We start from the raw sequence: 25,156 nt of genomic DNA, 5'->3' as shown, positions 1-25,156 counted from the left end.
CCGTGCCGGCCACGAGGCTGACGATGACGCCGACCGTCGAGGCGGTGTAATCTGCGGTGTCCGTACCGAGGCCGCCAGTCAAATTGTCCGCGCCGCCGAGGCCGGCAAGCACATTGTTTCCGCCATCGCCCGTCAGGCTGTCTGCGTGCGCAGAACCAATCACGTTTTCGATGCCGGTCAGCGTATCGCCTTCGGCGTGGCCGCCGGCTCCCGTGCCGGCCACGAGGCTGACGATGACGCCGACCGTCGAGGCGGTGTAATCTGCGGTGTCCGTACCGAGGCCGCCAATCAAGCTGTCCGCACCGCCAAGCCCGATCAGGACGTCGTTGCCGGCCCCGCCATTGAGGACGTTCGCATCTGCATCGGTGCCGGTCAGCGTATCTACAAAGGCCGATCCGGTGAGGTTCTCGATGCCGGCCAGGGTATCGCCTTCGGCATGGCCGCCGGTTCCCGAACCGGTCTCAAGACTGACGATGACGCCCGCCGTAGAGACCGTATAGTCGGCAGTGTCCGAACCAAGCCCTCCGACCAGGATGTCCGCGCCGCCAAGGCCGGCCAGCACATTGTTTCCATCACTGCCCGTCAGGCTGTCGGTGTGTGCTGAACCGGTGACGTTCTCGATGTTGTACACAGTATCGCCGCTGGCATAGCCGCCGGAAATCTGCAGGAAGAGGCTCAGGTCTATCGTTACGCCTGCCGTGGAGTTGGTGTAGCTGACGGTGTCATTGTCACCGCCGCCGTCCAGGGTTTCGGCATTAGCACCGGCAATCAGCGTGTCGTTGCCGCCATAGCCGTAAAGCCTTTCGGTATCGTGTCCCGAACGCAGCGTGTCGTCAAAAGCCGTGCCATAGAATCGTTCGAAGCCGCTTCCCGCTACTGTCCAGTAATAGCCTATGGGTGTGCCGTCCAAATGATGGATACTGCTGTAGCCGCCCAGGTCGTTGTCGGCAAAAACGATGCCCCGGGTGTAGCTCTGGTAGTCCAGAGTATCGTAGCCTTCGCCAGGAACATAGAAGGCCCCAGACCCTGCGCCGATGATGATATCATCTCCGGCGAGGGCAAAAACATGATCCCCCGGACCGTAAGCAAAGTGGGCGTAACCCGGAGGAAGGTCAGGAACGACACCTGCGGGGGAAAAATAATCGTTGAGATCAGTGCCGATAATGTCTGCCATCACGTCATCCCGCCGCGAATTCGCCGAAACCCTCAATGGGCAGATGCAGCAGCCAACCAAAGCGTGCAACACCCAAATGGGTGGACCTTGCTGCTGCGAAGAAAGCGAAGCCTGGATGATCTGCGGGTGCTCGTGATGAGGCCGGACCGGCGCTCATCACCAGGATCGACCGAAGAGGGATGAGCAAACCTCGGCCCAGTCCATGACCGGGACTTCGCCGTTAGATGGAGTTGCGTCGGCTCGCCATACTCGGTTCGCTTCCGGTCCCCGGTGACGACGCCTGCGGCCGCCCCGATAACTGCAGCCTTCGCTACACGATAAAGAAGTCGCCGGCCGTCACGGCAAGTCCGGCCGAGATCGAGGCGAATTTGATGGTGCCGCCGCTGCCGCTTCCGTCGCGGTCGAAGAGCAGGTCGCCATTCGCGCTGTTATAGATGATGCGGTCGTTGGCGTCATGCGCGGCAGTGCCGATGTGGAACGCCACCGTCGCCAGCCAGCCCGCTGCGAGGCCGGTGAAGATGGCGTTCTCCAGCTGGATCGTGTCCTGGGCCGGGTTGTAATCGGTGATCTTGTCGATGTTGGTGACACTGTGCGCGGCGTTGAACAGGAACGTGTCGTTGCCTGAGCCGCCCACCAGTGTGTCCTTGCCGCCACCGCCGACAATGCGATCGTTGCCGGCAGCGCCCCGCAGGACATTGGTTCCGCTGTTGCCGATGAGGGTGTTGTTGGACCCGTTGCCGTTGCCGGTGAGATTGCTGGTGCCCATAAGCTCAAGGCGTTCGATATTCGCAGCCAGTGTCCAGTCGACCGAGGATTTGACCACGTCCGAACCTTCGCCGGCGAGTTCGATGGTCCGGTCGCCTGCGGAGGTGACGATATAGGTGTCGTTGCCGGTGCCGCCATAGGCGGTGTCAGCCCCGGCACCACCGGTCAGGTAATCGTGGCCGGCAGCACCCCGCAGTGTGTTGGCACCGCTGTTGCCGACGATCGTGTTGTTCAGGCTGTTGCCTGTCCCGACAAGATTGGCGCTTCCCTGCAGCTCCAGCCGCTCGATGTTGGCGCCGAGCGTCCAGTGCGTATAGGCCCGGACGATATCCGTGCCCTGGCCGGCATACTCGATCGTCCGATCGCCGGTGGACGACACGATATAGATGTCGTTGCCTGTGCCGCCGATCATGGTGTCGTTGCCGGTGCCGCCATTCAGCGTATCGTTGCCGGCATTGCCGACGAGCCTGTCATTGCCGGTAGCGCCGTCGAGATAGTTGGCGACGCCGTTGCCGGTCAGCGTGTCGTGGCCGCTGCCGCCACGGGCGTCTTCGATGACGACGCCGGGTCCGATCGTCACGGTGGATCGCGAGGACTGCCCGTCAGTGAAGAAGATCGCCTCGCTCAGGTCGCTGAAGCTTCCGGGATTAAGGTTGATCGAACTGTTTTCCGAGCCGTTGTAGACGATCCTGTCGTGGCCGGCGCTGTCGTTGATTGCTTGCCAGTAACGCGTGCCGTCATTGAAAGTGTAGGTGGAATTGCCGCTGTTGATCGTGGTGTTCTTGCCGTAAAGCGCCTGGATCGCCAGAAGGTCGTAATACATCGGCGTGGTTGGATAGAATGACGCGTAGTTATCATCTTGCGCCGACCAGGGCGAAGCAGTGTAGCTCATGACGGTATAGAAGAGATTGTCGAGATTTTCCGGGATGGTGTTCTCTCCCGCGAACGGGTGCTTCAAACCGAGCGTATGGCCCACCTCGTGCAGGATCGAGTAGTAGTCAAAGGTGCCACGAGCGATATTCGCGCTCCCAGTCGGGTTGAAGTCAGTCCAACTAAACCAGACATCACCCGCCGAAGGATGATCGACCGGCAGATAGGCATACGCGGCGGCGGATGCGTCGATATTTTCCGTATAGGCAAAGCGCAGTTCCCCGACCGTCGACGAATTGTCGGCAACTTCGGTGAAACGGATGTTGGCGGAATTCGACCAGGCCGAAAGGACGTCACGCACCGCCGCTCGTTCGCCGGTGGAGATCTGCGACCAGCTATCCCATTCGTAGCTGCTGGAATAAGGGTTGATGTGGTAGGCTGTTCCGGTCGGAAAGCTGTAGGTCAGGGTCACGCCGGTGCCTGCACCGCCGCCCCATTTGGCACCGTAGATCAGAGAGATGGCGTTGCCTGCCACGGCAGGATTGACGTCTGAAACCGGCACATAGTTCTGAGTTGGAGAAGCCACTGTTCACTCCCTGCGACCGCAACTTGACCTCGAATCACGGCAATCCTGCCACAACATTGCAACAGACCGTGCATGGGAAGTACCTCCGAAGGGAGGTGAACAGGAAATTTCCGTGCCGGGCGCTGCTTGCCGGCAACCCTTGGAAGTCTGCCACCATCCGGCAGAGTTGATCGCGCGGCCTCATCCTTTTGAGGTATTTGAAATAAGCCATTTCCCGTATTACGCGAATTGCGGGGTGCGGTAAGTTGTGCAATAAAGATTCGCCCCCAAGTAACCGGCCGCACGTTGCGAGCCTGAACCAGACTATCGGTAGAGTGAAAGGAGGCTCTTTGGCACTTATCGAATAATCGATTTCTGCGTGGCCTGACGCGAGGTTTCTCCCGGCCAGGCATGAAGGTCGATATGGATGCCAAGGAAACAAGAATACCCGGACGCGAAACAGCGAGATGTCCGGGCCTTCTGAACAAGAACGTCAGAACAACCTTCCGCAAATTCGATCCTGAGTGAACCTGCCCGTCGATGTCCGTCCGGATGTCGGGGAGGGCTCGGGAAGTTTTTGCCAACAGAACGTGGGACCAACACACATGACTACTCACACATTTGCGACCCGCGGCTGGGGCAAGGAGACCATTTCCGGCTTCACGCCCGTCAGCGACAAGATCGATCTGTCGGCGCTCAACGTGGCCGATTTCGCTACGCTGTCGCGCTACATCTTCACCGACAGCCTCGGCAACGCCGTCATCAAGCTCGGCTACGGCGGCAGCTATGAATGGATCACGCTGGAGGGCGTTTCGGCCTCGTCGCTGAATGCGTCGAGCTTTATCTTTAACGGCAGCTCCTCGGATCTGACCGTCAATGGCACCACCATCTATGATGATGTGCTGTTTGGCGGCAACGGCAACGACACGCTGAACGGCCAGAGTGGCGGCGATACGCTGAACGGCGGCGCCGGCAATGACAAGCTCATCGGCATGGGTGGCGACGATACGCTGGTGGGTGGTGCCGGCAGTGACACCTTTGCCTACATCGGTCGCGAGTTCGGCCGGGATACGATCAAGGATTTCGCACCGGGTACCGACAAGATCGATTTGTCGGCGCTCAACGTGGCCGATTTCGCGACCCTGTCGCGTTACATAACCACGGACAGCCTCGGCAACGCCGTCATCAAGCTCGGCTTCGGCGGCAGCTATGAATGGATCACGCTGGAAGGCGTTTCGAAGGCGTCGCTGGGCGCATCCAGCTTCATCTTCAACACCAATCCGGCGGGCCTTACGGTCAACGGCACCACCATCTATGATGATGTGCTGTTTGGCGGCAACGGCAACGACACGCTGAACGGCCAGAGTGGCGGCGATACGCTGAACGGCGGCGCCGGCAATGACAAGCTTATCGGCATGACTGGCGACGATACGCTGGTAGGCGGCGCCGGCAGCGACACCTTTGCCTATACCGATCGCGAGTTTGGCCGGGATACGATCAAGGATTTTGCGCCGGGTACCGACAAGATCGACCTGTCGCTGTTGAATGTCGCAGACTTCACCACCCTGTCGCGGTTCATCACCCAGGATTCGCTTGGCAATGCCGTCATCAAGCTCGGCTTCGGCGGCAGCTATGAATGGATCACGCTGGAAGGCGTCTCGAAGGCGTCGCTGACTTCGTCGAGCTTTATCTTCAACACCAATCCGGCAAATCTGACGGTTAACGGCACCACCATCTATGACGATGTCCTGTTCGGCGGCAATGGTCATGACACGCTGAACGGGCAGAGCGGCGACGACACGCTAAGCGGCGGTGCCGGCAACGACAAGCTCATCGGCATGACCGGCAACGACATGCTGATCGGTGGCGCAGGCAACGACACCTTCGCTTTCCTGGCCCGCGAGTTCGGCCGGGATACGATTGCCGACCTCAAGAGCGGCGACAAGATCGACCTGTCGCTGCTGAACGTCGCCGATTTTGCGACGCTGTCGCGTTTCATCACGCAGGATGCCAACGGCAATGCTGTCATCAAGCTAGGTTTCGGCGGCAGCTATGAATGGATCACGCTGAACGGCGTCTCGAAGGCGGCGCTGAATGCATCGCACTTCATCTTCAACACGAATGCGGCGGCCCTGACGGTCAATGGCACCAGCATCTACGATGACGTCCTGTTCGGCGGTAATGGCGGTGATACGCTCAATGGGTACAGCGGTGATGACAACCTGAACGGCGGTGCCGGCAATGACATTCTCTACGGAATGGAAGGCCACGACACGCTCAATGGTGGTTCCGGCAACGACCGCATGCAGGGCGGCACGGGCAACGACATCTACTATGTTTCCGCGGCCGGCGATCAGACCATCGAAGCCGCAAACGAGGGCACCGATACCGTTCGCTCCTACATCAGCTGGGCATTGGGTGCCAATATCGAGCGGCTCGAACTGCTCGGAACGGAGAACCTGAATGCCAATGGCAACACGCTGAACAACACCATCTATGGCAATGCCGGCAACAACACCATCGATGGCGGGCTCGGCAATGACTACATGGCCGGCGGCGCGGGTAACGACCGCTATGTCGTCTCGGCTGTCGGCGATCAGGTTGTGGAACTGGCCGGACAGGGCACCGATACGGTTCTGGCCTATGTCAATCTAAGCCTTGGCGCCAATGTCGAACGGCTCGAAATGCGCGGCACTGCCAATCTGAGCGGCAACGGCAATTCGCTCGCCAACACGCTCGTTGGCAACAGCGGCAACAACGTGCTGCGCGGCGGCGATGGCAACGACACGGTGTCCGGCGGCGCCGGCAACGACACGCTTGTGGGTGGTAACGGCAGCGACTCGCTGACGGGCGGGGCAGGAGCCGACACCTTTGTCTTCGACGCCCGTCTTGGCTCGACCAACATTGACAGGATCACCGACTACGTCGCTGCCGACGACACGATCCGGCTGGACGATTCCGTCTTTTCCGGCCTTGCGCTTGGCAAGCTGGCTGCGAGCGCATTCCACGTTGGCACCTCGGCGCACGATGCTTCCGACCGCATCATCTACAACAAGACGACCGGGGATCTCTGGTTCGACAAGGACGGCATCGGCGGCGCGGCAGCCGTCAAGTTCGCGACGCTGACGCCTGGACTTGGCCTCAGCGCGGGCGAGTTCTTCATCGTCTGAGGTCTGAAGTACAAAAAAGCCCGCCACTCCGAAAGGAGTGGCGGGCTTTGATTTTTAGCGGCGAGGCCGTTCCCCGATTTTCTCAAGTCCAAGTCGACGATTGCCCGTATTGCGCGAATTGCGACGTCCCATAAGTTGTGCAATAAGAATTTTCCTCCAAGTAATTGGCGGGGAGTGCGAGTCTAAACGGACTATCCAGAAGAAGTGAAAGGAGGGGTTTCTTGGCAAAATCCGGTTGATCTTTTCCGGGTCGATGCCGTCTGCCAGGGACATGAAGAAACAGGGGTATGACATCGGAAGATGTCGGGGCGTTAAAAATATAGGTTGGCATAACCTTCCTTAAATTCGATCTCGAGTTGATATCACCTTCGCCTGGCTAATGCTTGGGAGGCGTAGGGTGTGAGAAATATTGTCTATCCAGATATGGGACCGATACATGGCAACAATTAACGGTGACGATGGCAATAACCCAAATCTCGTGGGGACGAGTTCGGGTGATACAATTGACGGCAAGGGCGGCGACGACACCCTCAATGGCATGCGCGGCGACGACACACTGATCGGCGGCGCGGGCAACGACATCTTCGCCTACACCATCCGTGGTTTCGGCCGGGACACGATCAAGGACTTTACGCTCGGGCAGGACAGGATTGACCTGTCGGCCCTGAATATTGCCGACTTCGATACACTGTCGCGCTACATCTTCACGGACAGTCTCGGCAATGCCGTGATCAAGCTCGGCTTCGGCGGCAGCAATGAGTGGATCACACTGGAAGGTGTAATCGCTTCGACGCTGACTTCGTCGAGCTTTATCTTCAACACCAATCCGGCAGCCCTGACGGTCAATGGCACCAATTTCTATAGCGATGTACTGTTCGGCGGCAACGGCGACGACACGCTGAACGGTTACAGTGGCGCCGATACTCTGAATGGTGGCGCGGGCAACGACATGCTCATTGGCATGGCGGGCGACGATACGCTGGTGGGCGGAGCCGGCAACGACATCTTCGCCTACACCGCCCGTGAGTTCGGTCGTGATACGATCAAGGACTTCACGGTCGGGCAGGACAGGATCGATCTTTCGGCGCTCAACGTGGCCGATTTCGCGACCCTGTCACGCTACATTTCCACGGACAGCCTCGGCAATGCCGTGATCAAGCTCGGCTTTGGTGGCGGCTATGAGTGGATCACGCTGGAAGGTGTTCCCGCTTCGACGCTGAAAGCGTCGAGCTTCATCTTCAACACCAGTTCGATAGGCCTCACGGTCAACGGCACCGAGTTCTACAGTGATGTCCTGTTCGGCGGCAATGGCGACGACACATTGAACGGCCTCAGCGGCAGCGATACGCTGAATGGTGGTGCAGGCAACGACAAGCTCATCGGCATGTCTGGCGATGATACGCTGATCGGTGGTGCGGGCAGCGATATATTTGCCTATACTGCCCGCGAGTTCGGTCGGGATACGATCAAGGACTTTGCGCCGGGTACCGACAAGATCGACCTGTCGCGGTTCAATGTTGCAGACTTCGCCACCCTGTCGCGGTTCATTACCCAGGATTCGCTTGGCAATGCCGTTATCAAGCTCGGCTTCGGCGGCAGCTATGAATGGATCACGCTGGAAGGCGTCTCGAAGGCGTCGCTCAACGGATCGAGCTTCATCTTCAACACCAATCCGGCAGCGCTGACGGTTAACGGCACCAATTTCTACGGCGACATCCTGTTCGGCGGCAACGGCAACGATACGCTGAACGGCCTGAGCGGCAGCGATACGCTGAGCGGCGGCGCCGGCAACGACAAGCTCATCGGCATGACTGGTGATGACATCCTAGTCGGCGGCGCCGGCGATGACACATTTGCATACACTGCTCGAGAGTTCGGCCGGGATACGATTGCCGACCTCAAGGCGGGGGACAAGATCGACCTGTCACTGTTTAATGTCGCCGACTTCAGCACGCTGTCGCGTTTCATCACGCAGGATGCCAATGGCAATGCCGTCATCAAGCTCGGCTTTGGTGGTACTTCGGAATGGATCACGCTGAACGGTGTCTCGAAGGCGGCGCTGAACGCATCGCACTTCATCTTCAACACCAATTCGGCAGATCTGACGGTCCACGGTTCCAATTTCTACGGCGACGTCCTGTTCGGGGGCAATGGTGGCGATACGCTCAATGGGTACAGTGGGGATGACAACCTCAACGGCGGCGCCGGTAATGACATTCTCTACGGAATGGAAGGCAACGACACGCTCAATGGTGGCTCCGGCAACGATCGTATGCAGGGCGGCACCGGCAACGACATCTACTATGTCTCCGCGGCCGGCGACCAGACCATCGAAGCCGCAAACGAAGGCACTGATACCGTTCTCTCCTATATAAGCTGGACGCTTGGTAGCAATATAGAGCGGCTTGAGCTGCTTGGGGCAACCAACCTGAATGCTACCGGCAACACGCTGAACAACACCATCTATGGCAATGCCGGCAACAACACCATCGATGGCGGGCTCGGTAATGACTACATGGCCGGCGGGGCCGGCAACGACCGCTATGTCGTGTCGGATGTCGGCGATCAGGTGGTGGAGTTGGCCGGGCAGGGCACCGATACGGTTCTGGCCTATGTCAATCTGACTCTCGGCGCCAATGTCGAACGCCTTGAAATGCGCGGCACTGCCAATCTGACCGGCAACGGCAATACGCTTGCCAACACGCTCATCGGCAACAGCGGCAACAACGTGCTGCGCGGCAGCGGCGGCAACGATACGCTGTCCGGTGGAGCAGGCAATGATACGCTGGATGGCGGTACCGGTAATGATGTGCTTGTCGGTGGCACGGGCAAGGACACGCTGACGGGCGGCGCGGGAGCCGATACCTTCGTCTTCGACGCCCGCCTCGGCTCGACCAACATCGATAGGATCGCCGACTACGTCGCTGCCGACGACACGATCCGGCTGGACGATGCCGTCTTTAGCGGCCTTGCCCTTGGCAAACTGGCTGCGAGCGCATTCCACGTTGGCACCTCGGCGCACGATGCTTCCGACCGCATCATCTACAACAAGACGACCGGGGATCTCTGGTTCGACAAGGACGGCATCGGCGGCGCGGCAGCCGTCAAGTTCGCGACGCTGACGCCCGGCCTCGCCCTCAGCGCCGGCGAGTTCTTCATCGTGTAGGTCTGCTCCAAGGGGGCAGTAATTCGGCTTTGAGGAATGCCGCATCGACGACGGTCCCGGACCGCCGTCGATGCGGCTTCTGCCGTGCGTTGAATTCGTTTGCCTCAACCGTCGAGACCAACGAAAAATACAATGAGGGGTTGAAAGAAGGTTCAGGTCCGCCATATCCGACCTTCCCGTCAACGAGGTGATGATACGAAATGGCAGTAATTCCAGAAGGCCCCGGAAACGATTCCCTCAATGGAACATCCGGAGACGACACGTTCACCGGGCTGGGGGGTGACGATTGGATTTTCGGCTGGGAAGGCAGTGACAGGATCTACGGCGGTGACGGCAACGACACCCTTTACGCCGATTATTATGACGATACGCATCGGGACAGTCCGGGCACGATCAACTGGGTCTATGGCGAAGCCGGCGACGACGAGATTTACGGCGGCTCCGGTGCGAACATTCTCGACGGCGGCACGGGCAACGACACCATCTACGGCGGCTCCTCCGGCAGCACGATTTATGGCCGCGAAGGCAATGACGGCATTATGGGCAGCGATGAGGTCGACCATATCTATGGCGGCGAAGGCGACGACCGTTTGTCCGGCCTTGGAGGCAACGACTATCTCGACGGTGGCGCCGGCAAGGACAGGATGACTGGCGGGGAAGGGGATGACATCTACATCGTCTCGTCCCCGGGCGACCAGACATTCGAGTATACCGGAGAGGGCACCGATACGGTCAGATCCTATATCAGCTGGACGCTTGCCGACGAGGTGGAGCGGCTCGAACTGATCGGCACCGGCAATCTGACTGGAACGGGCAACAGGTTTGCCAATACGCTTATCGGCAATGCCGACGGCAACGCGCTGTATGGCGGGGCCGGTCACGATTTCCTTGATGGCAAGGCCGGCAAGGACAGCATGTATGGCGGCACCGGCAATGACATCTATGTCGTGTCCTCGACCGGCGACCGCATCATTGAATCAGCCGGCGAAGGCGCCGATACCGTGCGCTCCCATATCGACTGGACGCTGGGCGCCAATCTGGAGCGGCTGGAACTGCAAGGCAGCGCCGGCCTGTCCGGCAACGGCAACACGCTCAACAACACGCTGGTCGGCAATGACGGCAAGAATATCCTGCGTGGCGGGGCCGGCAACGACACGCTGAACGGCGGCAAGGGATCGGACACGCTGGTCGGCGGAGCCGGCAACGACACGTTCCTGTTCAACGCCCCGCTCGGCTCGAGCAACATAGACAAGGTCAACGACTATAACGTCGCGCAGGACACGTTCCAGTTGGAGAATGGTATCTTCACCGGTCTCGCGGCGGGCTGGCTGTCGGCTGGCGCTTTCCACACCGGGGCCGGCGCGCACGATACGAGTGACCGCATCATTTACAACCAGACGACCGGCGATCTGCTGTTCGACAAGGACGGCCTGGGCGGTGCGGCAGCAATCAAGTTCGCAACGCTCACACCCGGACTGGCGATGACGGCTGGAGACCTTTTCGTCGTGTAGGCTGCCGAGCGCGTCAGTCTTCAGAGTGCCGGGAGGGCCTTGCCGCACGTGGCTGCTGGCCCTGACGCCGACGTTGACATAGTTTAGCGATCCCTGAGGAGGAACCAGGCGATGACGACTATTGAGGTCTCTGGCCAAGAGTGGATGGGTACCGACTTTCGCGCCCAAATGCAGGAGTATATTGACTGGGCTGGCCCCACCACCGTCGTAAAGGCCGGGACCCAGCTTTCTATAACAAGAGGCGATCCTGAAGGATTGTTTGGCCGTGCGCACTGGAGTGGAACCAGCTTTGGATACGCTACCACAAACGATGATGACCCGACCCCTATCTCTGGAATAGCTACCGAGTTCCATCTCTTCCGCTCCGATGGATTGGTTCCAGAACTAAATTTCAGCGAATTCTCGGTTTCGTTGGTCGATAGCTACAATGCTCTTTCTACGTCGATCGACGCATTTCTCGACCTCCTCGGTGATATTGAATTCTTTGGAGGGCAGGGGATTGATTTCGTCCAGCTGGGATCCGGCAACGACACATTCCGGGGTAACGGAGGTCATGACACGTTTTACGGCATGGGCGGGAACGATACGCTGTGGGGTGCCGGCGGTGATATGCTTTATGGAGGCACAGGCAATGATGTCTACATTGTGACTGTTCCCGGAGACACGATCACCGAGCTGCCCGGCGAAGGTTACGACACGGTAAACGCCTACAGAAGCTGGATCCTGCCGGACAACGTCGAAAAGCTCGTATTGGTCAATCGCGCGCTGAATGGCACGGGCAATGCTCTCGACAATATGCTGGTGGGGAATTCCTGGAACAACACGCTCGATGGCAAGGCCGGCAACGATACATATGTCGTGTCGACCGGTGATCGAACGATCGAACTTGCCGGCGAGGGCACCGACACGGTGCGTTCCGACGTCGACTGGATTCTCGGAGCCAATATCGAGCGACTGGAGTTTCTCGGCCCGGCCGATCTCACCGGCAACGGCAACACGCTCAACAACACGCTTGTCGGCAATGACGGCAAGAACATCCTGCGCGGCGGGGCCGGCAACGACACGCTGAGCGGCGGCAAGGGATCGGACACGCTGGTCGGCGGCGCCGGCAATGACACCTTCGTGTTCAATAGGTCTCTCGGCGGGACCAATATCGACAAGATCAACGACTACAACCCCGCTCAGGACACGATCCAACTCGACACGAAGTATTTTACGGGCCTGGTCGCCGGCTGGCTGGCTGCCGGCGCATTCCATACTGGCACAGGCGCCCACGATGCCACCGATCGCATCATCTACAACGCGACGACCGGCGACCTGCTGTTCGACAAGGACGGCCCGGGCGGTGCGCCAGCCTTGAAATTCGCCTTGCTCTCGCCAGGATTAGCGATGACCGCCAATGACTTCTTCATCGTCTGATCTGCCCTGGTATTATGACATCAGGTCTTGCCATGCGCGGCCCTGAAGCCAAAATCAACATAGTGTAGCGTTGCTGAGGAGGAGCGGGAAAATGACCAAAATCACAGTGACGGCGCGTGAAGGCCAGGACAGCAATCTTCGCGCCCAGTTGCAAGAGTATATCGATTGGGAGGGTCCGATTACGTCCTATAGATCAGCGACAACGCTTTCGATGCACAAGGGCGGTGAAGAAGCAAATGGTGTTGACGCAGGCTGGGCCGGTTACGGCTTTGAATATCTGAGTGCTAATGAAAATGATCCAATACCTGTCGCTGGCACGGCCACGGCATTTTATGTCTCCCGTACGCTAGACAAGGCCCCAATAATAAGATTCATCGAGTCCTCGGTTTCCTTGGTCGACAGCTACGATGCTTTGTCTACGTCGATCGACACGTTTATCGACCTCTTCGGTGATATTGAATTCGTTGGGGCGTCAGGTTCCGATGTCGTCCAGTTGGGATCCGGCAACGACACACTGCAGGGTTACGGAGGTCATGATACGTTTTACGGCATGGGTGGGAACGATACGCTGTGGGGTGCCGGCGGTGACATGCTTTATGGAGGCACAGGCGATGATGTCTACATTGTGCATCTCGGAGACAGGACGATTGAACTTGCCGGCGAAGGTTACGATGCGGTCCATTCCTACGTGAGTTGGACCCTTTCGGACGACGTCGAAAAGCTCGTATTGGTCGATCGCGCCCTGAATGGCACGGGCAATGCTCTCGACAATGTGTTGGACGGGAATTCCTGGAACAACGTGCTCGATGGCAAGGCCGGCAACGACTTTCTCGATGGCATGACCGGCGACGACAAAATGTATGGCGGTGTCGGTAACGACATCTACGTCGTATCCTCGACAGGTGATCGAACGATCGAACTTGCCGGCGAGGGTACCGACACGGTGCGTTCCGACGTCGACTGGATTCTTGCAGCCAATATCGAGCGGCTGGAGCTTCTTGGCACTGCCGATCTGACCGGCAACGGCAACACGCTCAATAACACGCTTGTCGGCAATGACGGCAAGAACATCCTGCGTGGCGGGGCCGGCAACGACACGCTGAACGGCGGCAAGGGATCGGACACGCTGGTCGGCGGCGCCGGCAATGACACCTTCGTGTTCAACAAGCCTCTCGGGTCGACCAACATCGACAAGATCAATGATTACAACCCCGCCCAGGACACGATCCAGCTCGACACGAAATACTTTGCGGGCCTGGTCACAGGCTGGCTGGCTGCCGGTGCCTTCCACACAGGCACGGGCGCCCACGATGCCACCGATCGCATCATCTACAACGCGACGACGGGCGACCTGCTGTTCGACAAGGACGGCCTGGGCGGCGTTGCGGCCATGAAGTTTGCCACGCTCTCGCCCGGACTGGCGATGACGGCCAACGACTTCTTCGTCGTATAGAACCTGCTTCGTTCGGGTTGGAGAAGGGGCCGCTGCCCCGCTGATTGCGATTCTTCCCGGGTATCAATCGATCCCGGCTTTTGCCTTGTGCAGTGGCTCGGTTCGATACCGCGCCTTGGAATACTTGGCCTGGAAGAAAACTTTCTCACCGTAAGATCGCGCGCCTTGGCAGGAACGCCATGATCGTCATCTTCGGCTCACCGAGCGCACTGTATTGCGCAGGTGTCGGGGTTCCCCTGTTTCGATAGGCGATGCCACCCGAGGCGCTTTCCGCCGTAGCCCGCCTCCCGCTCTTTAGCCGGCTTGATTAACAGCAGAACCCATTGCGCCGAGCGCCTTTCGCTTCGGGCGCACAGGTTTCGTGCTTCAGCTTTTGCTAATAAAGCTGAATGATTAAGTGTCTTTTTGACAGCATACAAAGGGCTATGCTTTGACTCTACTTTCACATTTTACAGTAATAATTATTAAAGTTAAATTAATTTATACTATAAAAATCTCATTACATTCAATTAGCCGTCAACACAATTATGGGATGTTTGGCGTGGGCATCATGACGCCCAGGTTGCAGGAGGAACTGATGGCAACGTTCAATGGAACCAACAGCGGTGAAATCTTACCCCCACTGCTTCTCGCGCCACTTCAGGCGCTAGGAGATGATGAGATAAACGGGCTCGGCGGCGACGATCTGCTGATGGGCTGGACCGGCAATGATGTGCTCAACGGCGGCCAGGGCGCCGATGTGCTGATCGGCGGCATTCTTAATGTCAGTCTCGGAGTTGGAACGGTGGAACTGGCCGGTAACGATACCGCCTCTTACACCGGGTCTTCAGCAGGTGTGACGATCAACCTGTCAGAGACCGGCGACAATGAGCTTGAGATCCTGGGTCTCACGCTCGGTCTGCAGGATGTCACTATCGGTCACGGTGGCGACGCCGAAGGCGACACGTTGGCCGGTATCGACAATCTCATCGGGTCTGCCCATGCCGATAGTCTTACCGGCAACGAGAAAAACAATCGCCTCGAAGGCGGAGGCGGCAATGATTTCCTCGATGGCGCGGCTGGTAACGACACCATGCTTGGTGGAGCCGGAAACGACACTTACGTCGTATCCTCGACCGGCGATCAATTGATCGAAGCTGTGGGCGAGGGCACCGACACGGTTCGGGTGGCGTTCAGCTGGACGCTCGGTGCAAATCTTGAGCGCCTGCTGCTTCAGGGTGCGGAAAACCTCACCGGCAACGGCAATACGCTCAACAACACCCTTGTCGGCAATGACGGCAAGAACATCCTGCGCGGCGGCGATGGTAACGATACGTTGAACGGCGGCAAAGGCACCGACACACTGTTGGGTGGCGCCGGCCGTGACACGTTCGTCTTCAATTCGCCGCTCGGGTCGAACAACATCGACAAGGTCAACGACTACAATGTTGCTGACGACACGATGCAGTTGGACAACGGTTACTTCACCAACACCGGCGCTGGCTTTCTGTCGGCGGGAGCCTTCCACATCGGCACCGGCGCACATGATGCGAGCGATCGTATCATCTACAACTCGACGACCGGCGACCTTCTCTACGACAAGGATGGGCTGGGCGGCGCGGCAGCGATCAAATTCGCCCTGCTTACGCCTGGGCTGGCTCTGACGGCTGGCGACTTCTTCCTCGTGTAACCTTGAAGGGCGAGGTTGGCGACCTCACCCAAAGCTAAGACATGTCCGCCACGCTGAAAGGTGTGGCGGACTTTTTTCATTGCACACCTCAAACGATGAAAAACTCTCCGGCCGTCATGGCAAGTCCCGGCGAGAGCGTGGCGAACTTCGTTGCCGCGGCACCGCCCAGCCCGTCCTTGTCGAAATACAGGTCGCCGGTTGTCTTGTTGTAGATAATGCGATCACTCGCATCATGCGCGGCGGCTCCAGTATGAAAGGCACCCGCCGAAAGCCAGCCATTCGCAAGGCCGGTGAAGACCGCATTCTCAAGCTGGATCATGTCGTCGGCGAGGTTGTAGTCCGTAATCTTGTCGATGTTGGTCGAACCGAGCGGGGCGTTGAAGTGAAAGGCGTCGCCTCCGGTGCCGCCGACCAGCGTGTCCTTGCCCGCTCCCCCGGACAGCAAATCATTGCCAGCCCCGCCGCGCAGGATGTTGTTGCCGGCATTGCCGATGAGGGTGTTTTTGAGGCTGTTGCCGTTGCCGGTCAGGTTGGCACTGCCTTGAAGTTCCAGCCGCTCAAGATTTGCGCCAAGCGTCCAGTCGGTATGGGAACGCACGGTGTCGGTGCCTTCACCGGCCAATTCAACGATCTGATCACCCGTCGATGAGACAACATAGGTATCGTTGCCGGTGCTGCCGCGCAGGATGTCGGCACCAGCGCCGCCATCGAGGTAATCATCGTCTTCACCGGCATGGATCGTGTCGTTGCCGTCGCCTCCATAGATACGGTCGTTGCCGGTATTGCCATAAAACAGGTCATTGCCGGCATCGCCATAAAGGACGTCATGGCCGGACCAGCCTTCGAGAAGGTCGTTTCCGGCTCCACCATGGGCTTCATCATTTCCGGCCCCGAGATGCAGCACGTCGTTGCCGTCTGCGAGCGTGACGACGTCGCGACCGGCGTTACCCATGAATGTTATGTCGCCCAAAAGATTGAGAAGGGCCTGCGGTGATTGGTTTGCGGCCGCCAGCACATCGGCCACAGGTAGAGAAAACCCGGTGATTGTGCCCAAAGTTATCGCGCTGGGCTCGCCGATAAGATCAGTGGTTGCTGCAATCAACTGGATATTATCGATCGTTTTCAGGCCGGGGCTGCCCGGGATCGGCTGACCTCGAAAAGACACATAGGACGAGCCGTCTGGCCCCGTATATGTCTTCCGATAATCGGTGCCGCTTGAACTCGTCTGATTTTCCATGACGTCCTGCAGGAAGCCGAGCAGGTCGCTTCCGAATGATTGTGAGACAGTGATCGTAGCCATGAGAGCTTCCCTTTTCGCTCGCGGTTAACAGCAACGTAGCCCGCCTTCCTGGACGAGGATGGCGGGTTTCCACGCCCCTTCGATGCCGGAGCGCCTGGCGTGAACGTGCACAGACCCGCCACGCCGAAAGGCGTGGCGGGTCTTTTCCGTTTCAGACTTCAGACGACAAAAAAGTCGCCCGCAGTCATCGCAAGTCCGGGCGAGAGCGTGGCGAACTTCGTTGCCGCCGCTCCACCGAGCCCGTCCTTGTCGAAATAAAGGTCGCCGGTCGTCTTGTTGTAGATAATCCGGTCGGTTGAATCGTGGGCGGCGCTTCCGGTATGAAAGGCGCCCGCCGAAAGCCAGCCAGCCGCGAGACCGGTGAAAACCGAATTCTCCAGCTGGATCATGTCCTGCGCGACGTTGTAGTCCGTAATCTTGTCGATGTTGGTGGAGCCCAATCGCGCGTCGAAATGGAAGGCGTCATTTCCGCTTCCGCCGACCAGCGTGTCCTTGCCCGCGCCACCGGACAGCAAATCATTGCCGGCCCCGCCACGCAGGACGTTATTGCCGCTGTTGCCGATCACTGTGTTGCCTAGGCTGTTGCCGTTGCCGACCAGATTGGTCGTGCCTTGCAGCTCCAGCCGCTCGACATTGGCGCCGAGCGTCCAGTCGATATGGGAACGTACGGTGTCAGTGCCTTGGCTGGCGGATTCAATCACCCGGTCGCCGGTCGAGGAAACGACGAAGATGTCGTTGCCGGTGCCGCCATACATGGTGTCGTTGCCAGCGCCGCCATCGAGATAGTCATTATCCTCGGCAGCATAGATCGTGTCGTTGCCGGTTCCGCCAAACAGCTTGTCGTTGCCGGTATTGCCATAAAACAGGTCATCGCCGCCGTCGCCGTAAAGGACGTCATGACCCGACCAGCCCTCGAGAAGATCGTTTCCGCCACCACCATGGGCCACGTCGTTTCCGGCGCCCATGTGCAGCTTGTCGTAAGCCGCTCCGAATGTGACGTTGTCATTGCCGGAGCTGCCATTATACACGAATGGCTGTGCATCCAGCATTGCCGTCAGCGCCGCGTAATTGCCATCCATGACAGCTTGCACGATCGGACCAACGGGTTGCGACAGGCCGATGATCTCAAGGGGATCTGGCTGAGCGACACCGTTGATGATAAGGCGGATTGCCGGGATGATCTTTATGGATGTCACCGTTCCCGACGCAACGCCGGTAAGCGGGTTATAGCTGAGATTTTGGCCTTCGATCTCGATCCTGTCCTGCGCCCAGAAGCTGCCGCTCTTCTTGCCCCAGACGATCTTGGTGGAAGAGAATGATTGAACTGTCTGTCCAGGCAGTTCCGCCGTATGTTCAATTATATCAAGGGGATTGCCAGCTCTGAACTGGTTGATCGTCGCTTCCGCTACCATCTGAATTCTCCATAGTTTTCGGTGCGCACCGCATCGTGGTCACCAATGTTGAAAAACTACGGACGTGCAGAAGCTGCAGGACGCGCAAAAGGCTCCCTCGTGCGAACTCAATCGCACGTCCGGAGCCCAGGCCGGATGAACTGCCTCAAAAGAGGCCCACGTACATCTGAGCACGGCGAGATTGCATAGATTGCGTGATGCACGCAAGACGATATGCATACCTCATTCGTATATAACGATATAACGACTTCAGCCCGCCCGGCCTCGCGCTGGAATTGGACTGGGTTGCCTGAGGTCAGCGCCCGGCGGTGGCCTGAATGCAGGCCACGTTCGAGGATGAGGCCTGCAGCACGGCCAGCCTCGCCGATCCGGCACTCGCTTTGCGGGCCACGCCGGCCTCGATCATCATCTCGCCGACATCCGCCCCGTCGATCGATACGGTGGCCAGCGTATCGCCGTCCGGGCCCTTGAGGCGACCGGTGACCGGATCGCCGCGATTGACGGTGATGAAGCCGGTAACCAGCAGGCTTTCCAGTTGCCGCTTTGCCTGTTCCGCAAGCTGGTTCTCAGTCTTGCATCCGGCGTCCTGCGATTCCGGTGCATCGATGTTGGCGATGCGAATGCGTTCGCCGGCCAGCACGAATGTATCGCCATCGATCACCACATAGGCGGGTTCGAGCGAAACGCAGGCGCAGAGCAGGAAGACAAGTGCTTGCATGGCCGGACCGTTACGATGCCTTCAGTTGAAGCCGAAATCTCTATGGCAGATTCTAGGCCGTAATCGTTAAGAAAATTAACCATGGACCCGGCAGCCCGCACCAGAGGCTTGTCTTTTGGATTTGTGCGGTGATGATGGTCCTGGGGGCATGAATACACTGAGGATGGCAAATGCAACGGCTTGCGATCTGTGTAATGCTTGCAGCGGGTGCTGCTATTTCTGGATGCCAGAGCAATTCTTCCGGTCAAGACTTTCAGAGGCCTTGTTCGCCAAGGGCCGAGGAAGCCTCAATGTGCGGATCTCCGGCTAATTCGATACCGGTGATCGGCCCCAAACTCTTCAGCTAGCTCAACCGCTCTAAGCAACGGCGGGATTCGGGGCAGGGCGCTTGCTGCCCGAATCCCGTAATATGCAGCGCTGCCTAGTGAACGTTTCTTGCCGTGCAGATCACCAGATCCTGAACATTCGAGATCACGCCGCGCTTGATCGCCCGCACGTCGAGAAACTCGCTCCAATGACTGCGGATGTAGTCATCGTCATGGGCGGTGAGGCCGTAGGAATCCGTGATGCCGGGGTAATCGGTGGTTTTGCGTGCGCGAAAGCGCTCATATTCCATGTAGATGAACCCGCGCTCCTTCAGGTCCTCGTCTTTAACGTCGATCCAGCCCGGGTCGCCGCGCTTTCGACGGGTTTCCAGAGCTTTGTAGCCGGAGGTTGTGATGAGAGCGAGGCCTCCAGGCTTCAGGATCCTTGCCATCTCTTTCAGCCAGCGGTCCTGGGCATCCTCCGGCATATGGGTCCAGACTGAAACCGAATAGACGGCGTCAAACGTCCGGGCTTCGAAAGGGAGGGGCGGATCATACTCGGTATGAAAGACCTGTATCTCGGGAATTTGCCTTTGCAGATAGGCGGCCCCGATTCGGTTCACGTCGCAGCCATGCGTCGGCCAGTTCTTCTCCGCGTGCATCTTGAGCGCGACGCGGCCTATGCCGCAGCCGAAATCCAGAACCTTTCTCGGTTTCGACCACGGCCAGAACCCGAATTCCGATTTGAGATGGCTTGAGATCACGGGTTCGATGACTTCGGCCTGACGCTTGAACACCTCCCAATTATCGGCACCCACTCTCTGGATTTCCTCCAGCGGAGGAGTTCGATATTTTTTCGACCAGTGAGTGTCCGTCATCCAGTATCTCCGTTTGTCGGTGACATTCGCTTCGAGATCACGCACGGCCTGACGCCAATACGCTCAATCTGCGCCTGTAGCCGGAATCTCAAACACATGAAGCTGAATGATCATGATGAACCACACGCCCCAGCGGCGGAGGAATCACTCCTTCAGGCTATGAGATTTCCCGGTTGATTGGGAAACAACGCGAAATGGCACCCAAGGTTCCACTCGGCGGGAGAGAAGGTCAGGTTTCTTGAATGTTTCCCTGCCGGCGATCGAGTGGCCCGGCTGAGTTTAGATATCGAACGCGGCGCCGTCCGAAGGCAGTTCGATGACGGCCGCCCGGATTTGATTCTCCTGCCAGCCGGCTCTCATCGCGCGAATCACGAGGCGGGTAAAAAGGAGCGCGATCGCATCCTTGCAGGTGACGCCCGAAGCAGGCGACGCGATTTCCGTCTTACGCCTCAGCGCATCCAGGACCTCTTTCGGCACGGATGTCTTGCCGTGATACCAGCGATGAACTGATCGGAAGGTCCAACCAAACTCTCGGGCCACTTTGGATTGCGCGCCATAGCCATAGATCGTCGTGCAAAGGCGACGAAACTCTTCGTGGTCGTCCATCAGACGCACCGCATTTCATACTAGAAGCGCCCCCCGGCAGCGCTTTTAGATCACACTCCGAAAACGACAGCAATACTGCCAGATCACTGCCTGAAGACCTTCAATCGCGGTGCGTGGCGGGAATGGAAACCAGCCATGCACCTCGTCGACGACGAGCGAGCGGACGTGTCACCTAGCCAGGCCATCTCGCATACGGCATCTCCAGGCATTGCCTTGGCGAGACTACGGATTCAAGCGTCAATGAAACAGTTGAGAAAAGTGGCTCCCCGGGCCGGATACATTTCGGTATCCAAAAGGAACCATTGTGGCAATCATGCTACAAGCAACTCCTTGAAAAGAAACATTTCACTTGTCCATTACGTCCATGGTGGTTACAGCTAGCGCATGACCCAATAGCGGGGAAAAAGCGGGGAACGCCACGATGGGGAGCCATACAAAGAATGCCCTGACAGTTAAGGCCATTGCCTCGAGCAAAGCAAATAAGCTCCGCGATGGCGGTGGACTTTGGCTCGTTCGCAAAGGCGCTGGCCGATACTGGATCCTCGATTATCGCTACGGCGGCAAGCGGCACGAAATGGGGCTTGGTCCGCTTCATACCGTTGGCCTCGCGGAAGCCCGCCAGAAAGCTGAAGATGCTCGGGTGCTACTTCGACAAGGCATTGACCCCGTCGAACACAGGCGGGGCGCTGGCGCCATCGAGGCGGCCAAGGCAACCGCTGCGGTAAAGACGTTCGGGGACTATGCCGACGCCTACATCGACGCTGCCGTCAAGGCGAGCCGTTGGCGTGGCGCTAAGACCGAAGCGGGGTGGCGAAACACATTGACCAAACATGCCGCCGCGATACGAAGCAAGGCGATTACCGATATTGACGTTCAGGATGTCCTTTCTGTGCTGCGACCGCTTTGGGGCGAAAAACAGGAGACGGCAGAAAAGCTTCGAGAGCGCCTTGAACGAGTTTTGGACTCAGCGCGCGTCGAAGGATTGCGAGCGGGAGAGAATCCAGCCGCCTGGAAAGGCAACTTGGAACACGTGCTGCACAAGCCCGACGATCTGACGAACACAGCGAACCATCCGGCGCTGCCCTATAGCCAGATGCCAATCTTCATGAAGAAACTTGCTGCAATCGAAGGCACGGGCGCAAGGGCACTTGAATTCACCATCTTCACAGCCGCCCGCAGTGGCGAGGTGCGTGGCACCACTTGGTCAGAAATCGACTTTGAACGGAAACTGTGGACCGTCCCCGCGAAACGCATGAAAGAGGGCAGGGAGCACCGTGTTCCGCTGTCAGACGCTGCAATAAAGCTCCTTCGGGCCGTGCCGCGCTTCGAGGGCATCAATCTAGTCTTTCCGGCTGTGCGAGGCGGAGAGCTTAGTGACATGACACTCTCGGCGGCGATCAAGCGTATGCAGGCTGCCGAGTTAAAAGCCGGCCGCGTTGGTTGGGTTGATCCAAAACAACTTGATGCAGTTGGAAAGCCGAGGGTGGCCACGCCACATGGCTTCCGTTCGGCTTTTAAGGATTGGGCGACCGAGGCTACTGATTATCCGAGTGAATTGGCTGAGGCGGCCTTGGCGCACGCGGTCGGCGATGCCGTCGAGCGCGCTTATCGGCGTGGAGATGCTTTGGACAAGCGTCGAGTACTGATGTCGGCCTGGGCGGACTATTGTGCCAGTTTGCCGAAGGCGTAGGTCCACGATAAATAAAATGGACGCACATGTTGAGAAAATTGATTCTAAAACCCTATATAGTTTTTGACTAGCAGGTTTTCGCTAACGTTGGTCGGACGCTTTCCCGACCCGCAGTGTCCCCGTGGACTGCGACGGCAACCCGGCTGCCTTGGCCAAAAATCCCCGTTTTTATTCAACGCCACAACTACGCGCCCGGATTCCGTTCGGTCGCGAGGAGGATTTCGTATGCATGCCAACGACAACGCCGTTCTCGTTTCACTCAACGACGCGGCTAGAATGACCAGCTTGTCGCGCACTTTTATCAATCGCCTACGGTCGTCCGGTCAATTCCCGCTCGCCGTCCCGCTGGGTGAGCGGCGGGTGGCCTTCGTCAAGGCCGAGGTAATGGAATTCATCAACGCACGCATTGCGGCCCGCGCCGCCTAAATCTTTTCCAAATCTACCAAGTAACCCGCCATGAGCGGGAAGGGAGAAGCCATGTCTACGATTACGCTCGATGACGGCGACGTCTTGAACACCGCGCATGTGGTGAAATTGACCAAGCTCAGAAACGGCGAATACAAATTCCTCATGACCGATGGCAGCATCGCCACCGGCCGAACCAACGAGCCTGAATCTAAAATCTGGCCGATCGTGCCGGCGGCAGCCGGATATCGAGGCATTGTCACCGACGTAATCGGTGGCGTTCGCTTTTTCGAAGAGCGGGCGGTGGTCGGTTGGCGGGTTTGCCCTGGGGGCAACTATGCGATCTTGGAAGGCCGGAGCACTGACGAGGGCTACGCAGCGATTCAGCAACCGTGCGGCGCTGTCATCGATTGCGACGGAAACCGCTTCGCGAATCTCGATGAATTCGAAGCGACGGTGGCGGAAGAAGACATGGAGGCTGCCGCCTGATGGAACCTGCAATCAGGCACTTCAGAGCGGCGGGCGAGAGCCCGTCGCCCAAGGGATTTCAACGCATCGCGACGTTTGACCTTGAGCTCGGCTCGGCCATCACGCTGCACGGCTTGCGCCTCGTGAAGACGCCATCTGGGCGGTTGGAGATATACCCACCAGATCGGCAGGACGGTCGACGTTGCGCATCACTGGCGCCGGCTTTTCGTGACCAGATTTCCCAACTTGCCGCACATCATATGGAGTCGACCGTTGGCGCCGCTACCGAAATCTCAGCTTGAAGAGTCCGCCTACGCGCCTGGCGATCGGGTCGTGCATGATAAGTATGATGTCGGCGCTGTGACCGCGGTTGATGGTGAACGTGTCACTGTGTCGTTCGATGCTGGCGGCGATCGCACAATCCTCGCTGGTTATCTCCGCCCTAGTCCTCCCAGGGCCGATAACGACAACGAAAAGCCAGAGAACACATTCCCTGTTATCAACCCGGCGGACTGGGAGGGAGTACCGGTTCCACCGCGGCATGAGTTCATTCCCGGCCTAGTCCCGATGAGACAAGTGACGATTCTCAACGGTGACGGCGGTACGGGTAAATCGCTGCTTGCCCTTCAGATCGGCGCAGCATCCGCAATGTCCGTGGGAACGCTTGGCCTAGAGCCTCTCGCGGGAAACGTACTTTATCTCGGAGCAGAGGATGACCAAGACGAATTCCAACGGCGACTGGCTGATATTGTTGCGATGCACGGTATGTGCATGGCGGACCTTAGGTGTTTTCGGCTCCTTCCGATGGCCGACATGGACGCTCTTCTTTCGGTTCCGTCAAAGTCCGGCGTCATGGAGCCCACATCCTTGTGGCGGGGAGTTGAGGCTTATGCACGCGAGTTCCTGCCCACCTTAATAGTGCTCGACACTGCCGCTGACTTGTTCGGGGGAGACGAAATCAAACGCAGCCAGGTTCGACAATTCATTGCGATGCTCCGTAAGCTGGCGATGGAGATCGATTGCGCTATCCTATTGCTGTCGCATCCGTCCGTGTCCGGCATGCAGTCGGGAACGGGGTCGTCAGGCAGCACAGCCTGGAACAACTCGGCTCGATCCAGGCTCTATTTGACACGACCTGAAGGTGCAGATGCGGATCCAGACGCGCGCATTCTAACAAATAAGAAGAACAACTACGGCAAGGTCGGCGGCGAAATCCGTCTGCGGTGGCAGGATGGAGCCTTTGTGCTCGATGACGGCAAACCATCGATTGCATCCGGCCTGTTGAACCGGAGAGCTGACGAGGCTTTCCGAGATTTGTTGTCGGCAATCAATAGATCTGGCCAGCGCGTCGCCTCAACAAGGGGGGTCAATTACGCACCGGCCGTAATGGCAGAACGTCCCGATTCGGGCGGAATACCCAAAAAGCAGTTCGAGACCGCAATGCAGCGATTGCTTGCCTCGGGCATCGTCAAAGTTGTTTGGGAGGGGCCGCCGTCGAAACAGCGACAGCGTCTACTTGTCTCGGCCGAAGACTTTGGGCCGCAGGAGAACTGATGTTCCACCCCCCTACCACCCCTGTTCCACCCCCCTACCACCCCCCTGTTCTTCCACC

18 protein-coding genes are annotated in these 25,156 nt (G+C 58.4%); 11 read left to right on the top strand and 7 right to left on the bottom strand.

Features of this window, described 5'->3' with window-relative positions:
- A partial coding sequence (locus WBQ96_RS26625; RefSeq protein WP_337035950.1) for a calcium-binding protein occupies positions 1-1,174 on the bottom strand: 1,174 nt, incomplete at its 3' end.
- Between the two features lie 310 nt (positions 1,175-1,484).
- Positions 1,485-3,395 carry a M10 family metallopeptidase gene (locus WBQ96_RS26620; protein WP_336555700.1) on the bottom strand — a complete coding sequence of 637 codons (1,911 nt, stop codon included), beginning with the start codon at positions 3,393-3,395 and terminating at the stop codon, positions 1,485-1,487.
- 584 nt (positions 3,396-3,979) lie between these two features.
- On the opposite strand from WBQ96_RS26620, the gene WBQ96_RS26615 reads away from it, so the two are divergent.
- The 6 genes from WBQ96_RS26615 to WBQ96_RS26590 all read left to right on the top strand — a co-directional run bounded on the left by WBQ96_RS26615 (position 3,980) and on the right by WBQ96_RS26590 (position 15,762).
- Positions 3,980-6,544, top strand: coding sequence for a M10 family metallopeptidase C-terminal domain-containing protein (locus tag WBQ96_RS26615; RefSeq protein WP_336555701.1), 2,565 nt, complete (start codon positions 3,980-3,982; stop codon positions 6,542-6,544).
- A 436-nt stretch (positions 6,545-6,980) separates the two neighbouring features.
- Complete coding sequence (locus tag WBQ96_RS26610) at positions 6,981-9,710, top strand: calcium-binding protein (RefSeq protein ID WP_336555703.1); 2,730 nt, start codon at positions 6,981-6,983, stop codon at positions 9,708-9,710.
- A 200-nt stretch (positions 9,711-9,910) separates the two neighbouring features.
- Positions 9,911-11,221, top strand: coding sequence for a calcium-binding protein (locus WBQ96_RS26605; RefSeq protein ID WP_336555705.1), 1,311 nt, complete (start codon positions 9,911-9,913; stop codon positions 11,219-11,221).
- A 111-nt stretch (positions 11,222-11,332) separates the two neighbouring features.
- The gene (locus WBQ96_RS26600) at positions 11,333-12,640 is read left to right on the top strand and encodes a calcium-binding protein (RefSeq protein ID WP_337035949.1); all 1,308 of its coding nucleotides are present in this window, start codon (positions 11,333-11,335) and stop codon (positions 12,638-12,640) included.
- Positions 12,641-12,731: 91 nt separating this feature from the next.
- The gene (locus tag WBQ96_RS26595; protein ID WP_336555707.1) at positions 12,732-14,093 is read left to right on the top strand and encodes a calcium-binding protein; all 1,362 of its coding nucleotides are present in this window, start codon (positions 12,732-12,734) and stop codon (positions 14,091-14,093) included.
- 577 nt (positions 14,094-14,670) lie between these two features.
- The gene (locus tag WBQ96_RS26590) at positions 14,671-15,762 is read left to right on the top strand and encodes a calcium-binding protein (RefSeq protein ID WP_165119895.1); all 1,092 of its coding nucleotides are present in this window, start codon (positions 14,671-14,673) and stop codon (positions 15,760-15,762) included.
- An 88-nt stretch (positions 15,763-15,850) separates the two neighbouring features.
- On the opposite strand, the gene WBQ96_RS26585 is transcribed toward WBQ96_RS26590, so the two are convergent.
- The 5 genes from WBQ96_RS26585 to WBQ96_RS26565 all read right to left on the bottom strand — a co-directional run bounded on the left by WBQ96_RS26585 (position 15,851) and on the right by WBQ96_RS26565 (position 20,981).
- On the bottom strand, positions 15,851-17,062 hold the full coding sequence (locus WBQ96_RS26585; protein ID WP_336555710.1) for a calcium-binding protein: 1,212 nt from the start codon (positions 17,060-17,062) through the stop codon (positions 15,851-15,853).
- A 158-nt stretch (positions 17,063-17,220) separates the two neighbouring features.
- Positions 17,221-18,474, bottom strand: coding sequence for a calcium-binding protein (locus WBQ96_RS26580; protein ID WP_336555712.1), 1,254 nt, complete (start codon positions 18,472-18,474; stop codon positions 17,221-17,223).
- Between the two features lie 295 nt (positions 18,475-18,769).
- A complete protein-coding gene (locus tag WBQ96_RS26575; RefSeq protein WP_336555713.1) occupies positions 18,770-19,192 on the bottom strand; it encodes a thermonuclease family protein in 423 nt (140 codons plus the stop codon).
- A gap of 421 nt (positions 19,193-19,613) precedes the next feature.
- Positions 19,614-20,375 (bottom strand): class I SAM-dependent methyltransferase, encoded by a 762-nt coding sequence (locus WBQ96_RS26570; protein WP_336555715.1) that lies wholly within the window; start codon positions 20,373-20,375, stop codon positions 19,614-19,616.
- Between the two features lie 279 nt (positions 20,376-20,654).
- The gene (locus WBQ96_RS26565; protein WP_336555717.1) at positions 20,655-20,981 is read right to left on the bottom strand and encodes a hypothetical protein; all 327 of its coding nucleotides are present in this window, start codon (positions 20,979-20,981) and stop codon (positions 20,655-20,657) included.
- Positions 20,982-21,402: 421 nt separating this feature from the next.
- Here WBQ96_RS26565 and WBQ96_RS26560 point away from each other — a divergent pair, with 421 nt between their 5' ends.
- The 5 genes from WBQ96_RS26560 to WBQ96_RS26540 all read left to right on the top strand — a co-directional run bounded on the left by WBQ96_RS26560 (position 21,403) and on the right by WBQ96_RS26540 (position 25,098).
- Positions 21,403-22,671 carry a tyrosine-type recombinase/integrase gene (locus WBQ96_RS26560; protein WP_336555719.1) on the top strand — a complete coding sequence of 423 codons (1,269 nt, stop codon included), beginning with the start codon at positions 21,403-21,405 and terminating at the stop codon, positions 22,669-22,671.
- 225 nt (positions 22,672-22,896) lie between these two features.
- A complete protein-coding gene (locus WBQ96_RS26555) occupies positions 22,897-23,097 on the top strand; it encodes a helix-turn-helix transcriptional regulator (protein WP_336555720.1) in 201 nt (66 codons plus the stop codon).
- Between the two features lie 51 nt (positions 23,098-23,148).
- Positions 23,149-23,565 (top strand): hypothetical protein, encoded by a 417-nt coding sequence (locus WBQ96_RS26550; RefSeq protein ID WP_337035948.1) that lies wholly within the window; start codon positions 23,149-23,151, stop codon positions 23,563-23,565.
- Entirely contained in the window at positions 23,565-23,846 is a 282-nt protein-coding gene (locus WBQ96_RS26545) for a hypothetical protein (RefSeq protein ID WP_336555723.1), read from the top strand. The genes WBQ96_RS26550 and WBQ96_RS26545 overlap by 1 nt, the downstream gene beginning before the upstream one ends.
- A complete protein-coding gene (locus WBQ96_RS26540) occupies positions 23,818-25,098 on the top strand; it encodes an AAA family ATPase (RefSeq protein ID WP_336555726.1) in 1,281 nt (426 codons plus the stop codon). Before WBQ96_RS26545 ends, WBQ96_RS26540 begins: the two co-directional genes overlap by 29 nt.
- Positions 25,099-25,156: the final 58 nt, after the last annotated feature.

The organism is Mesorhizobium sp. CCNWLY176, assembly GCF_037153935.1.
In the GTDB taxonomy this organism is placed as follows: Bacteria; Pseudomonadota; Alphaproteobacteria; order Rhizobiales; family Rhizobiaceae; genus Mesorhizobium_M; species Mesorhizobium_M zhangyense.
This window is presented reverse-complemented; position numbering and strand designations above follow the sequence as displayed.

Coding starts and splice junctions, on each gene's coding strand:
- WBQ96_RS26590 (WP_165119895.1), top strand. CDS start 14,671: ATGGCAACGTTCAATGGAACCAACAGCGGTGAAATCTTACCCCCACTG.
- WBQ96_RS26575 (WP_336555713.1), bottom strand. CDS start 19,192: ATGCAAGCACTTGTCTTCCTGCTCTGCGCCTGCGTTTCGCTCGAACCC.
- WBQ96_RS26595 (WP_336555707.1), top strand. CDS start 12,732: ATGACCAAAATCACAGTGACGGCGCGTGAAGGCCAGGACAGCAATCTT.
- WBQ96_RS26605 (WP_336555705.1), top strand. CDS start 9,911: ATGGCAGTAATTCCAGAAGGCCCCGGAAACGATTCCCTCAATGGAACA.
- WBQ96_RS26565 (WP_336555717.1), bottom strand. CDS start 20,981: ATGGACGACCACGAAGAGTTTCGTCGCCTTTGCACGACGATCTATGGC.
- WBQ96_RS26585 (WP_336555710.1), bottom strand. CDS start 17,062: ATGGCTACGATCACTGTCTCACAATCATTCGGAAGCGACCTGCTCGGC.
- WBQ96_RS26550 (WP_337035948.1), top strand. CDS start 23,149: ATGTCTACGATTACGCTCGATGACGGCGACGTCTTGAACACCGCGCAT.
- WBQ96_RS26555 (WP_336555720.1), top strand. CDS start 22,897: ATGCATGCCAACGACAACGCCGTTCTCGTTTCACTCAACGACGCGGCT.
- WBQ96_RS26600 (WP_337035949.1), top strand. CDS start 11,333: ATGACGACTATTGAGGTCTCTGGCCAAGAGTGGATGGGTACCGACTTT.
- WBQ96_RS26610 (WP_336555703.1), top strand. CDS start 6,981: ATGGCAACAATTAACGGTGACGATGGCAATAACCCAAATCTCGTGGGG.
- WBQ96_RS26560 (WP_336555719.1), top strand. CDS start 21,403: ATGGGGAGCCATACAAAGAATGCCCTGACAGTTAAGGCCATTGCCTCG.
- WBQ96_RS26580 (WP_336555712.1), bottom strand. CDS start 18,474: ATGGTAGCGGAAGCGACGATCAACCAGTTCAGAGCTGGCAATCCCCTT.
- WBQ96_RS26545 (WP_336555723.1), top strand. CDS start 23,565: ATGGAACCTGCAATCAGGCACTTCAGAGCGGCGGGCGAGAGCCCGTCG.
- WBQ96_RS26570 (WP_336555715.1), bottom strand. CDS start 20,375: ATGACGGACACTCACTGGTCGAAAAAATATCGAACTCCTCCGCTGGAG.
- WBQ96_RS26615 (WP_336555701.1), top strand. CDS start 3,980: ATGACTACTCACACATTTGCGACCCGCGGCTGGGGCAAGGAGACCATT.